The 12,597-nt window shown below is 68.8% G+C and carries 7 protein-coding genes; 1 reads left to right on the plus strand and 6 read right to left on the minus strand.

Annotation, left to right across the window (positions count from 1 at the left end; genetic code table 11):
• Positions 1–63: 63 nt before the first annotated feature.
• The 3 genes from QZM35_RS07010 to QZM35_RS07020 form a co-directional block, all read right to left on the minus strand.
• Positions 64–1,344: a virulence factor family protein gene (locus tag QZM35_RS07010; RefSeq protein WP_089432811.1), complete on the minus strand. Its 1,281-nt coding sequence runs from the start codon at positions 1,342–1,344 to the stop codon at positions 64–66.
• The gene (gene mprF, locus QZM35_RS07015) at positions 1,341–3,935 is read right to left on the minus strand and encodes a bifunctional lysylphosphatidylglycerol flippase/synthetase MprF (protein WP_089458371.1); all 2,595 of its coding nucleotides are present in this window, start codon (positions 3,933–3,935) and stop codon (positions 1,341–1,343) included. The genes QZM35_RS07010 and mprF overlap by 4 nt, the downstream gene beginning before the upstream one ends.
• Before the next feature lie 399 nt (positions 3,936–4,334).
• The gene (locus QZM35_RS07020) at positions 4,335–4,715 is read right to left on the minus strand and encodes a hypothetical protein (RefSeq protein WP_301775821.1); all 381 of its coding nucleotides are present in this window, start codon (positions 4,713–4,715) and stop codon (positions 4,335–4,337) included.
• Positions 4,716–4,908: 193 nt separating this feature from the next.
• Here QZM35_RS07020 and QZM35_RS07025 point away from each other — a divergent pair, with 193 nt between their 5' ends.
• Positions 4,909–5,385: a hypothetical protein gene (locus tag QZM35_RS07025; protein ID WP_301775652.1), complete on the plus strand. Its 477-nt coding sequence runs from the start codon at positions 4,909–4,911 to the stop codon at positions 5,383–5,385.
• A 25-nt stretch (positions 5,386–5,410) separates the two neighbouring features.
• Here QZM35_RS07025 and QZM35_RS07030 read toward each other — a convergent pair whose 3' ends face one another.
• The 3 genes from QZM35_RS07030 to nirB are packed head-to-tail and all read right to left on the minus strand — an operon-like array spanning position 5,411 to position 12,586.
• Positions 5,411–9,586 (minus strand): bifunctional nitrate reductase/sulfite reductase flavoprotein subunit alpha, encoded by a 4,176-nt coding sequence (locus QZM35_RS07030; protein WP_301775653.1) that lies wholly within the window; start codon positions 9,584–9,586, stop codon positions 5,411–5,413.
• A gap of 16 nt (positions 9,587–9,602) precedes the next feature.
• Positions 9,603–9,950, minus strand: a complete 348-nt coding sequence (gene nirD, locus QZM35_RS07035) for a nitrite reductase small subunit NirD (protein ID WP_089432814.1) — start codon at positions 9,948–9,950, stop codon at positions 9,603–9,605.
• Between the two features lie 38 nt (positions 9,951–9,988).
• Positions 9,989–12,586 (minus strand): nitrite reductase large subunit NirB, encoded by a 2,598-nt coding sequence (gene nirB, locus QZM35_RS07040; RefSeq protein WP_301775654.1) that lies wholly within the window; start codon positions 12,584–12,586, stop codon positions 9,989–9,991.
• Positions 12,587–12,597: the final 11 nt, after the last annotated feature.

The following is a 12,597-nucleotide window of genomic DNA, read 5'->3' on the forward strand; positions in this document are numbered from 1 at the left end:
GGCCGCCCGTACGATGAACCGGAAGCTACCGGTCGGCGCCCGCCGCAAAGCGGGCGCCGGCGTTCAGCGTGCCGCGACCGGCTTGCCGAACGCGCCGAGGATCTTCTTCTCGAGCGCGATGTAGTCGCGGCCGAAGTGGTGATCGCCTTGCGTCTTGATCACGTCGGCGCCCGTGTTCGCGAGTGCCGGACACATCGTGTCCTTCTCTTCCGCGCCATAGAAGCACTGCACGAGCTGCGGCGGCACCTTCGCGATTTCCGGCGCAACCTTCAGCGCCTTGTCGCTTGCGGGCATGCCGAGCCAGCCCGTCACGCGGATCTGGAAATCGGCGGCCGGCGCGAAGCCGAGCAGCGACATCACGGCGACCTTGTCGCGCAGGTCGGCCGGCAGCCGGTTGTACGCGAACGGCATCACGTCGGCGCCGAACGAGTAGCCGACCAGCGCCACGCGGTTCGCATGCCAGCGCGCCATGTAGGTGCGCATCACGCGTGCGAGATCGCGGCTCACCTGCGCCGGCGGCTTCTCGCTCCAGAAATAGCGCAGGCTGTCGATGCCGACCACCGACACGCCGTCGCGCTGCAGCGCCTCGGCGATCGTCTTGTCGAGATCGCGCCAGCCGCCGTCACCCGAGATCACGATCGCGAGCTGGCCGTTGCCACCCTTGGCCGGCAGCTCGACGAGCGGCAGGTCCGACACGTCGAGTTCGTCGCCGCGGGTAGTGTCCAGCAGATGCGACGTGACGAGCGACACGAGCTTCGCGGAATCGCCCGTGGCCGCCGTGTCGACGAAGCCCGGCATCGCGCGGCGCACGATCGTCGGATCGGGCGGGCACGGCTTGAAGCGCGGATCGAGCTTGGCGGCCGGATCGACCGATACGACACCGGCGATCGTGTTCTCCGGCGCCATCGACAGGATCTGCTTCGCGATCGTGCCGCCCTGGCCGACGCCCGCGACGATCGGCGTGAAGTAGCGCGACGACTGTGCAAGGCGCTCGAGCTGGTGACTGACCGCTTCGGCGTCGCCGTCGAGGTGATGGCAGGTCTCCTGCTTCGCGGCGAGATTCATCGCATACCGCTCGGAATCGACGCCGACCGTCATCGCCCCGGCCTTCGCGAGCGCCTCGGCGGCCTGCTGGTCGGCCGCATTCCAGCCGGCCTCGCGCGAGAACAGCACGACGAAGCCGCGCAACGGCCCGCTGGGTTTGGTCACGGTCACGGGCCCGTAGCGGCCGCCCGATACGGTTTCGGCCTTCATTGCGGCTGGCTGGGTGGCGCACGCGGCGCCGGCCAGCATCATTCCCGCGCAGGCGGCTGCCGCCCGCGCGATTCCCTTCTTCAACATCATGAACGCCGACCTCCAGCCAGCAATGACAGATCCGCCAGCGTGACGAACACACCGACCGTGCCCGAGGCCGCGAGGTAACGCGGCTCCCAGTGCGGTTCGAACTTGCTCTTGAATGCGCGCAAGCCGCGGAAGTTGTAGAAGCGGCCGCCGAAGCGCCAGACCATCAGGCCGATCCGGTGCAACGGCGACGGCATCTTCGCCGCCCCCATCCCCGAGAACGGCGCGATGCCCAGGCTCAGCTTGCGGAAACCCGCTTCCTTCAGATGCAGCGCGAGCTGCGTAAACAGATACTCCATCGCGTACGGCGACGCGTCCGGCAGATGGCGCATCACGCCGACCGTCGCCTCGGTGTTGAGGTCGGTCGTCATGAACGTGACGAACGCGATCGGCTTGTCGGCCTGCCGCACGAGCATCACCGACTGCGTCGCCAGATAGCCGTCGTGGAACGCGGCGACCGAGAAGCTCTTCTCGCGCGCGTCGCGGCTGTCGAGCCAGCCGTCCGAGATGTCGCGCAGCGCCGGCAGCGCGGCCGGCACGTCGCTCGGCGCGATCACCTCGACCGTCAGCGCGTCCTTGTCGCCGCGGCGCAGCGCGTAGCGCAGGTGCGAGCGGTTCGAACCCTTCAGGTCGAACCGGTCGAGCGCGATATGCGCTTCCTCGCCGAGCTTCATCAGCGTGAGCCCCGCGTCGAGATACAGCGGCAGCGCGTTCGCGCGCACCTGGTAGAACGCCGCACGGCCGCTATGCGCGTGGGCGAGCGCGATGAACTTGCTGATCAGCGCCGGCCATTCCTCGCGCGGCCCGACCGGATCGTGCAGCGCGGCCCACGTGCGGCCGTTCTTCGCATACATCAGGAAGGCCCGGCGGGACTCCGAGAACAGGAACGACTTGTCGCCCATCAGCGCGAGGCCCGCATCGCTGCATTCCTGCGCGCGGATGATTCGTTCGGCATCCGACAGGTCCTGCTCCGCAGGCTTCACGAAACGGCCCGGCGCCGGGCGCAGCAGTTGCCACAGCGCGAACAGCGCGACGAACACGCCGGACGCAAGCGTCGCGCGCAGCGCCCGCGGCGCACGCGCGTCGAACGAGAAATGCGACCACAGCTCGCGCGTGTACGGCACGTCGCGGAACGCGAAGAACAGCACCCACACGGCCAGCATCAGCACCATTGCCACCGACACGAACCAGCTCACCGTGAAGCGCTCCGCCAGCAGCGACGAATGGCGGTTGAAGCGGCGACGGCTGACGAGCAGCAGCACCAGCAGCGTGCCGAGCACGCCGGCCTCGACGAACGCGAGGCCTTTCGCCAGCGACAGCGCGAGGCTGGCGAGCGTCAGCGCGAAGGTCATCCACCAGGCACCGTCGAGGCGGCGCAGCAGCCCGCGCGCGACGAACAGCAGCGCGACACCGAGCACGCTGCAGATCACCTGCGAGCCTTCGAGCACCCACAGCGGCACGAGGTGGCGCAGGATCGCGATCCGGTGCCAGAACGCGGGCGTCGCGCTCGAGATCACCAGCATCCCGCCGACCGCGAACGTCACGAGGCTCAGGAACACCGGTGCGAGCTGCGACACGCGCACGGCCTGCCGCGTCACGAGCCGGCGCCGCAGCGCGCGGCCCTCGAAACCGGCCAGCAGGCCGGCCGACAGCACGAGCGGCACGCCGAAATAGATCGCGCGATACGCGATCAGCGCGGCGACCATCGCGTGCGGCGGCACTTCGCGGCCCAGCGTGAAGACCATCGCGGCTTCGAACACGCCGATCCCGCCCGGCGTATGGCCGATCATCCCGAGCAACAACGCGGCGGCGTAAACGGTAATGAAGGTCGGGAAGCCGACCGGCGCGGCCGGCAGCAGCACCCACAGCGTCAGGCCCGCCGCGACGACGTCGAGTACCGCATAGACGACCTGCGCGACGAGATCGCGCCGTGCCGGCACGTCGAACGACAGCCACTTGAAGCGCGTGACGACCGGGCGCGCGGTGTTGCCGCACATCACGACCATCGCGGCCAGCACCACCAGCAGCGCCGCCCCGGTCCAGGTCAGCACGCCGGGCGCGACGTGCAGCATCGCGGCGAGCGCTTCCGGCATGCACACCATGCCGACTGCCGTCATCAACACCATCGCGAGCGCCAGCGTGCCGCTCGTGAACACCGTCATCCGGCCGATCTGCGCGGGCGTGACGCCCGACACGCCGTACACGCGTGCGCGCACCGCGCCGCCCGTCAGCGCGCCGAAGCCGGTCGCGTTACCGAGCGCGGACCCGGCGATCGCGCCGATCCACAGCGCGACGCGCGGCACCTTCGCGGCGACGTAGCGCAGGCCGACCGCGTCGCGGGCGACAAGCGCGAGATAGCTGAGGGCCGTCGCGGCCAGCGACGCGCCCCACTCGCCGGCGGACATGTGACGCAGCTGGCGGATCACCGACCGGTAGTCGACGGATTCCGACAGGTGCTGGAAAACCACGATCAGCAGCAGGCCGATGCCGAGCGCGAGCAGCGGCGACAGCACGCGCTCGTTGCGGATCAGCGCCCGGGCACGGGCGATCACCGCCGCGGCACGACCAGGCGAACCAGAGTGGCGGGAAGACATAAGTTGTTCAGTGGTGGTGCATAGCGTGTCGCGGCGCGGGTTGGCCGGGCGGCGACGTATCTGTGGTTGTTCTGCGTGGGCGGCCGGCCGAAGACGGGCTCGGAGGCGCCTGGGTCAGAACTTACGAGTATACGGAATTTATATTACAGAATCTTTCACGTCGGCTTTGTGCGGATTTGTGGTATCTCGGCCATCAAAAACGCATAAAGAAACAAGGCGTCCTGCAACGCAAGGTGCGCATCATACCGGGAACCGGGATGGTTTTTTCATCTGATGAATGACTTGTGATGCATTTGGGAAAAAATCGCCGGGAGTGCCCGCGCGGACAGGGACAAATACGCAACGCCGCGCGGCTTTCCGGGACGGGAGGCGCCGTCTCGGGCAAGCACCCGCTTGCCGTCACTTCGCCCGCTCATGCTCCCCCAACCCGATCGCCTTGTAGTCGTAAGTCGGATAGAACTCCGTCCGGTACGCGCCCCACGCCGTATCCTCGAGCACGCGATTGACCTCCCGCAGCCGCGACGCCGGCAACCGCAGCACGACGATCTGCCCGATCCCCATCGTCACGGTCCAGCTCACCACTTCGACACCCGGCGGCGGAAATGCCTTGTAAAACCCCTGCTTCGCGAGCTGCGCATTGAGCTCGGCAAGCGGGCGCGACTGGTCGTGTTTCAGGAATACCGTGAGCAGCACCGCGTTGTCGGGGGTCGCGGCGGCCGACCCGACCGGCGACGACGCGCCCTGCGCGGCGGCGGGCAGGCTCCATGCCGCTGCCGCCATCAGGATGCCGACGGTCGCGGCCCGGGCCGTCGCGCTGACAAATCTCGTCTTCATGTTTGCTCCGGTCGATCGTGAAGGAAGGTGCGCGCCGGCCGCGAAACGAACCGGCCGTTGCCGGCGCCGACGCCTGTGCTACGCTGCGACGATCGATTCCCGCCTGCGGCCGCGACGCCGCCAGCCGAGCGCAAGCGGCATGCCCGCCGCCGCGAAGGAACCCATCGGAATGAAAATGACTTCGCTGAAGAATATGCCGATTTTCGGCGGAGATACGCCGGAAACGGTCCGGGTGGCCGTCACGCTGCTGGCAGGCGCATGGTGCATCTTCGCGTACCGGATCGCCATTTTCGAGTCGGCCATCGTTCCGGCCCTGCTCGACCGCGTCTCGGGTGACGCGTTACGCGTCAGGATCGTCCAGATGCTCGCGGCGGCCTTCATCGCGATCGCCCTCGCGCTGCTCGTCGTGCAGATCGCGCGCCGGAAGAACTGGGCGCGCATCACGATGATCGGGCTGGTCATCGCCACGCTCGCCTTGATGGCCTTTACGGTCGCCCATCGGCCGGTCGATTTCCTGAGCGCCGTCTACTGCCTGTTCACGCTGGCGACCTTGCTGTTGCTGTCGCGCTCGAGCCGGCAGTGGTTCAACCGGCCGCAACCGGACGATCAGGCGTAACCCGCCGGGCCCGCGTCACCGGCGTTCAGTACACGTCCCGCATGTAGCGCCGCGCCTTCGAGAGCCGCGCGACATAATCGTTCGCGGCTTCATCCGACATCCCGCCGTGCTCGGCGACCACCGCCTTCAGCGCCGTGTCGACATCCTTCGCCATCCGCGCGGCATCGCCGCACACGTAGAAGTGCGCGCCTTCCTCCAGCCACGCGAACAGCTCGGCACCCTGCTCGCGCATCCGGTCCTGCACGTAGATCTTGTCGGCCTGGTCGCGCGAGAACGCGAGGTCGAGCCGCGTCAGGAAGCCGCTGTCGTGCATCGCGCCCAGCTCGTCGCCGTAGTAGAAGTCGGTCTGCGCGTGCTGCTCGCCGAAGAACAGCCAGTTGCGCCCGCGCGCGCCGCGCGCCTGCCGCTCGTGCAGGAAGCCGCGGAACGGCGCGACGCCGGTGCCCGGGCCGACCATCACGATCGGCACGTCGCCGTTCACCGGCGGCCGGAAATGCGCGGACTTCTGCACGAACACCGGCACGCGGCCGTCGTCCGCGCGATCGGCGAGGAACGTCGACGCCACGCCTTTGCGCGCGCGCCGACCGTTGTGATAGCGCACGGCCGACACGGTCAGGTGGATCTCGCCCTGATGCGCGCTCGGGCTCGACGCGATCGAATAGAGGCGCGGCTGCATGCGCTTGAGCATCCCGATCAGCTCCGTGCCCGACAGCTCGACCGGAAACTCGTGCAGCACGTCCGCGAGTTGTTGCCCCCACAGCCATTGCTTCAGGTCGCCCTTGCGGGCGTCGCCGAGCAGCGACTTCAGCGCGCCGTTCGGGCTGCGCGACGCGATGAACGCAAGCGTGTCCGGATGCGGGCGCGTGATGTCGAAGTGACGCGCGAGTGCATCACCGAGGCGCACGTCGCCGACGCCCGCCACCGACACGGGCGCATCGGCCTTCAGCGCGGTGACCGACAGCAGCTCGTCGACCAGCTCCGGGCAGTTGGTCGGCCACACGCCGAGCGCGTCGCCGGTTTCGTATTCGAGGTTCGCGCCTTCGGTCGACAGCGACACGTAGCGCGTGTCCTTCGCCGCGCCCGGACGGTTCAGCCGCAGGTTCGCGACGAGCTTCGACGGCGCCGGATGCGCCTTGGTCGGCAGCAGCCCCGACGGGCTCATCGCGCCGGTCGGCACCGCGTGCAGCGCGGCATCGGCCTCCTTGATCCGCGCGACGACGCGTTCGAGCCACTGGTCGGCGTCGCGCTGGAATTCGACGTCGCAATCGACGCGTGCACAGAGGCGCGCCGCGCCGAGTTCCGCGAGCCGCGCGTCGAGCCGGCGGCCGTGGCCGCAAAACTGGTCGTAGTTGCGATCGCCGAACGCGAGCACCGCGAAGTGCACGCCATCGAGACGCGCGGCGCTGCCGGCCCGCAGCGCGTCCCAGAATTCGCTGCCGTTGTCGGGCGCATCGCCGTCGCCGAACGTGCTGGTCATCAGCAGCACGTATTGCGCGCCGGCGAGCGAAGCGACCGGATAGTCGGACATGCACGCGGTACGGATCTCGAAGCCCGCGTTCATCAGTTGCGTCGCGTAATCCTCGGTCAACGATTCGATGTTGCCGGTCTGCGACGCCCATAGCAGCACGACCTTCGGCCGTGTACGCACGATCCGCACGCCGCCCGACGCAGTGGCATCGGCCGGCAACGCAGGCGCCGCGGCACCCGGCACGCTCGCCGGCAGCGTGCGGCTGAACAGCCCGGCCAGCATGCCGTCGAGCCAGAACCGCGCCGGCGGCGTGAGCGGCGCGCCGGCCGGCAGCACGGGCACGCCGCCCTCGCGCCGGCCCGCGCTCGCCTTGAGCCCGCTGACGAGGCCGGCCACGTACAGCCGTTCGGTGTCCGTCAACGGCGGCGGCGCGAGGTCGGCCACGCCGAGCGCGGCCGCGAAAGTGTCGATGTCTGCCATGTCGGATTCCTGTGAAGCAAGCGTCGGCGCGGGCAGCGTGTCGTCGGCGCGAGCATCGGGTTGCACGGTCGCTTCATCGGCGGACGCGAACGCATCCGTCTCGACGCGCCGCAGCGCGACCGCGCAGTATTTCAGTTCGGGTTGCTGCGATTCCGGATCGATCGCGTCGTTCGTCACCGCGTTGATGCACAGGTCGTCGCCGTACACGTCGTTCCAGTGCATCGGCGCGAAGCAGTTGCCGCGTCGCACGCGCTCGGTCACGACGGCCGGTAGCACCGCGCGGCCGCGCGCCGAACGGATCTCGACGCTGTCCTTCGCGGCAATGCCGAGCGCGCTCGCGTCGTCCGGATGCAGCTCGACGAACGGGCGCGGGTTGAGCTTGTTCAGCATCGCGACCTTGCCCGTCTTCGTCATCGTGTGCCACTGATGCTGCAGCCGCCCGGTGTTCAGCACGATCGGGAACGTGTCGTCCGGCAGCTCGGCCGGATCGACATGCGGCCGCGCGAAGAAGCGCGCCTTGCCCGACGGCGTCGGGAATGCGAGGCGCGGCGCGTCGTTGCCGTCGGCGGCCGGCCGCAGCGTCTGGCTCACGCCGTCGTTCAGGTAGCGGATCGGGTGCCGTTCGCGCGCGGTGCCCGGCGCGACCGGCCACTGCACGGGCCCGTCGCGCAGCGCCGCATGGCTCGCGCCGCGCAGGTCGTAGCCCGTCGCCGGATTCGAGAAGCGCACGATCTCGTCGAACACGTCGGCCGCCGACGCATAGTCGAACGCATCGCCGAAGCCCATCGCACGCGCGACTTCCGCGACGATGCGCCAGTCGGGCAGCGCGTCACCGGGCGGCGCGACCGCCGCGCGCATCAGCGTCATGTTGCGCTCGGAGTTGACCATCACGCCGTCACCCTCGGCCCACAGCGCGCCGGGCAGCAGGATGTCCGCATAGCGGTTGGTCTCGGTGTCCAGGAATGCATCCTGCGCGATCACGAGCTCGGCGGCCTGCAACCCGGCGATCACGTTCTGCCGGTTCGGCACCGTCGCGACCGGGTTCGTGCAGATGATCCAGCATGCCTTGATGTCGCCGGCCGCCATCCGCGCGAACATGTCCACCGTGCCGTGCCCCGTCTCCTTGCGCAGCGTGCCGGCCGGCACGCGCCACAGGCTCTCGACGAAGCGGCGATCGTCGTCGGACGCCACCGAGCGCTGGCCCGGCAGCCCGGGGCCCATGTAGCCCATCTCGCGCCCGCCCATCGCGTTCGGCTGGCCGGTCAGCGAGAACGGGCCGCTGCCGGCGCGGCAGATCTTGCCCGTCGCGAGATGCAGATTGCAGATCGTATTGGTGTTCCACACGCCGTGCGTGCTCTGGTTGAGCCCCATCGTCCAGCAGCTCATCCACTCCGGCGCATCGCCGATCCACTCCGCGGCCGTGCGGAGGTCGGCTTCCGCGAGCCCGGTGATTTCCGCGACACGCTCGGGCGTGTAGTCGGCGAGGAACGCGGGCATCGCGTCCCAGCCTTCGGTGTACGCGTCGATGAACGCGGCATCGGTGCGGCCGTTCGCGTGCAGCAGGTGCAGCAGCCCGTTGGTCAGCGCGAGATCGGTGCCCGGCCGGATCTGCAGGAACAGGTCGGCCTTGTCGGCCGTGCCGGTGCGGCGCGGATCGACGACGATCAGCTTCGCACCGGCCTTCACGCGATCCATCATCCTCAGGAACAGGATCGGATGGCAGTCGGCCATGTTCGCGCCGATCACGAAGAACAGGTTCGCGCGATCGAAGTCCTGGTACGACCCGGGCGGGCCGTCCGCGCCGAGCGACTGCTTGTAGCCGGTGCCCGCGCTCGCCATGCAGAGGCGCGAGTTCGACTCGATGTTGTTGGTACCGACGAAGCCCTTCGCGAGCTTGTTGACGAGGTATTGCGCCTCGATCGACATCTGCCCCGATACGTAGAACGACAGCGCGTCGGGCCCGTGCGTATCGAGCACCGCGCGCAGGCGGCGCGCGGTGTCGGCGATCGCGTCGCGGGCCGGCAGCGGCACCAGGTCCTCCTCGCGCGCCCGGCGCACGAACGCGCGGTCGAGCCGCCCCGAGCGGCGCAGCGCGACGTGCGCCGACGCGCCCTTCGTGCACAGCCGCCCGAAGTTGGTCGGATGGTCGGCGTCGCCGGACACCTTGACGACTTCGCCTTCCTCGACGTGCAGCACCATCCCGCAACCGACGCCGCAGTACGGGCACACGCTCTTGACGGGGGTGGCGGTCATGCGCGCTCCGGGGCGGTCAGGCTGCGATCCACACGAAACCGTCCTCGACCCGCGACGGATACGCGCTCACCGACTGCTCGGGCGCCTCGAGACATTCGCCGGTGCGCAGGTCGAAGTGCTGCTTGTACAGCGGCGACGCGACGACCACGCGCTCGCCGAGGCTGCCGATCAGCCCGCGCGACATCACGGCCGCCTGCGATACGGGATCGACGTTGTCGATCGCGAACACGCCGCCTGCTTCGGCATGCGCGACGTGAAAAACCGCGACCTGCTCGCCGTTGACGAGCGCACATACGCCGGTGTTGGGCACGATGTCGTCGAGCGCGCACACGCGGGTCCAGGACAGCGGAAGACGATCGTTCATGATGGGCTCCTTGGAAAAGACGCGGGTGTCGGTCAGGGTCAAACGGTGGCGGGTTCGGTGGCGGCTTGCGTCACGCCTTCGGCCACGACGGGAATCGACACGCGCTTGCCGCCCGCGCGTTCGCCGGGCGTCGCGGGCCGGATCTGGCCGCGCGTCTCGACGAACTCGATGGTCGTGTCCGGCGCGTCGCTGTTCACGAAGTGGCGGAAGCGCTTGCGCGTTTCCGGATCGGTCACGGCCTTCTTCCATTCGCACTCGTAGGTGTCCACCACGTGCTGCATGTCGGCTTCGAGTTCGGCGCCGAGCCCGAGCCGGTCGTGCACGACGACGTCGATCAGGTAGTCGAGGCCGCCTTCGAGGTTGTCGCGCCACACGCTCGTGCGTTGCAGCCGGTCAGCCGTGCGCACGTAGAACATCAGGAGACGGTCGATGTAGCGGATCAGCGTCGGACGATCGAGATCGGACGCGAGCAGTTCCGCGTGGCGCGGCTTCATCCCGCCGTTGCCGCACACGTACAGGTTCCAGCCCTTCTCGGTCGCGATGATGCCGACGTCCTTGCCCTGTGCTTCCGCGCACTCGCGCGTGCAGCCGGACACGCCGAACTTGATCTTGTGCGGTGCGCGCAGCCCCTTGTAGCGGTTCTCCAGGTCGATCGCGAGGCCGACCGAATCGTCGACGCCGTAGCGGCACCACGTCGAGCCGACGCACGATTTCACGGTGCGCAGCGCCTTGCCGTACGCGTGGCCCGATTCGAAGCCGGCGGCGATCAGTTCTTCCCAGATCGAAGGCAGCTGCTCGACGCGCGCGCCGAACAGGTCGACGCGCTGGCCGCCGGTGATCTTCGTGTACAGGCCATACTTTTTCGCGACCTGGCCCACCGCGATCAGCCCTTCCGGCGTGACTTCGCCGCCCGGCATGCGCGGCACGACCGAGTATGTGCCGTCGCGCTGGATGTTCGCGAGGTAGTAGTCGTTCGAATCCTGCAGCCCCGCGTGCTCCTTCTTCAGCACGAATTCGTTGAAGCACGACGCGAGGATGCCCGCCACCGCCGGCTTGCACACGTCGCAGCCGAGGCCGTGGCCGTGCTTCGCGAGCAGTTCGTCGAAGGTCGTGATGCGCTCGACGCGGATCAGGTGGAACAGCTCCTGGCGCGAATGCGGGAAGTGCTCGCACAAATGGTTGTTGACCGCGAGGCCCTGCTTCTTCATCTCGGCCTTCATGATCTGCGTGACGAGCGGCACGCAGCCGCCGCACGACGTGCCGGCGCCGGTGCACGTCTTCAGCGCGCCGAGGCTCGTCGCGCCGTCGGCGACCGCCGTGCAGATCTGCGACTTCGACACGTTGTTGCACGAGCAGATCTGCGCGGCCGCGGGCAGCGCCTCGACGCCGATCGCCGGCTTCGCGACGCCGTCCGACGACGGCAGGATCAGGAATTCCGGCGATTCCGGCAGCTCGATGCGGTTCAGCATCATCTGCAGCAGCGTGCCGTACTCGGCTGCATCGCCGACCATCACCGCGCCGTGCAGGAACTTGCCGCAGTCGGACACCACGAGCTTCTTGTAGACCTGGCGGCGCTCGTCCGCGTACTGGTAGGTGCGGCTGCCGGCCGTCGTGCCGTGCGCGTCGCCGATGCTCGCGACGTCCACGCCCATCAGCTTCAGCTTCGTGCTCATGTCGGCGCCGGCGAAGGCGGCCTCGGCCGCACTGTTCGCATCGCCGCAAAGCTGCTTCGCGACCACGCGCGCCATGTCGTAGCCGGGGGCGACGAGGCCGTACACCATCCCGTTCCAGGCCGCGCATTCGCCGATCGCGTAGATGTCGGCATCGCTCGTGCGGCATGTGTCGTCGATCGCGACGCCGCCGCGCGGGCCGATGTCCAGACCGCATGCGCGGGCCAGTTCGTCGCGTGCGCGGATGCCGGCCGAGAACACGATCATGTCGGCGTCGAGGTGCGAGCCGTCGGCGAACGCCATCCGGTGCGTACCTGCCTCGCCATCGACGATTTCCAGCGTGTTCTTGCCCGTATGCACGGTCACGCCGAGCGCCTCGATCTTCGCGCGCAGCATCCGGCCGCCACCGTCGTCGACCTGCACGGCCATCAGCCGCGGCGCGAATTCGACGACGTGCGTGTCGAGCCCCATGTCGCGCAGCGCCTTCGCGCATTCGAGGCCGAGCAGGCCGCCGCCGACCACGACGCCCCTTTTCGCATGCGTGCCGCACGCCTGCATCGCTTCGAGATCCTCGATCGTCCGGTACACGAAGCAGCCGTCACGATCGTGCCCCGGCATCGGCGGCACGAACGGGCGCGAACCCGTCGCGAGCACCAGCTTGTCGTACGCGAGCGTTTCGCCGGATGCGAGCGTGACCGTATGCGCGGCGCGGTCGATCGACGCGACTTGCGCATTCAGGCGCAGGTCGAATTGCGGATGACGTTCGAAGAAGCCGGGTTCGACGAGCGACAGGTCGTCCGCCGACTTGCCCGCGAAGAATTCCGACAGGTGCACGCGGTCGTACGCCGGACGCGGTTCCTCGCCGAGCACCGTGACCTGCAGCGCGCCCGCGGCGCCCGCTTCCGCCGCGACGCATTCGAGGAGCTTGTGGCCGACCATGCCGTGGCCGATGACGATGAGTTTCATGGTGACGTTTC

The organism is Burkholderia sp. AU45274, assembly GCF_030482505.1.
Lineage (GTDB): Bacteria > Pseudomonadota > Gammaproteobacteria > Burkholderiales > Burkholderiaceae > Burkholderia.

Excerpts from the sequence above, each read along its gene's own strand:
- QZM35_RS07030 (WP_301775653.1), bottom strand. The coding sequence starts at position 9,586 with ATGACCGCCACCCCCGTCAAGAGCGTGTGCCCGTACTGCGGCGTCGGT.
- nirB (WP_301775654.1), bottom strand. The coding sequence starts at position 12,586 with ATGAAACTCATCGTCATCGGCCACGGCATGGTCGGCCACAAGCTCCTC.
- nirD (WP_089432814.1), bottom strand. The coding sequence starts at position 9,950 with ATGAACGATCGTCTTCCGCTGTCCTGGACCCGCGTGTGCGCGCTCGAC.
- QZM35_RS07010 (WP_089432811.1), bottom strand. The coding sequence starts at position 1,344 with ATGATGTTGAAGAAGGGAATCGCGCGGGCGGCAGCCGCCTGCGCGGGA.
- QZM35_RS07020 (WP_301775821.1), bottom strand. The coding sequence starts at position 4,715 with ATGGCGGCAGCGGCATGGAGCCTGCCCGCCGCCGCGCAGGGCGCGTCG.
- mprF (WP_089458371.1), bottom strand. The coding sequence starts at position 3,935 with ATGTCTTCCCGCCACTCTGGTTCGCCTGGTCGTGCCGCGGCGGTGATC.
- QZM35_RS07025 (WP_301775652.1), top strand. The coding sequence starts at position 4,909 with ATGCCCGCCGCCGCGAAGGAACCCATCGGAATGAAAATGACTTCGCTG.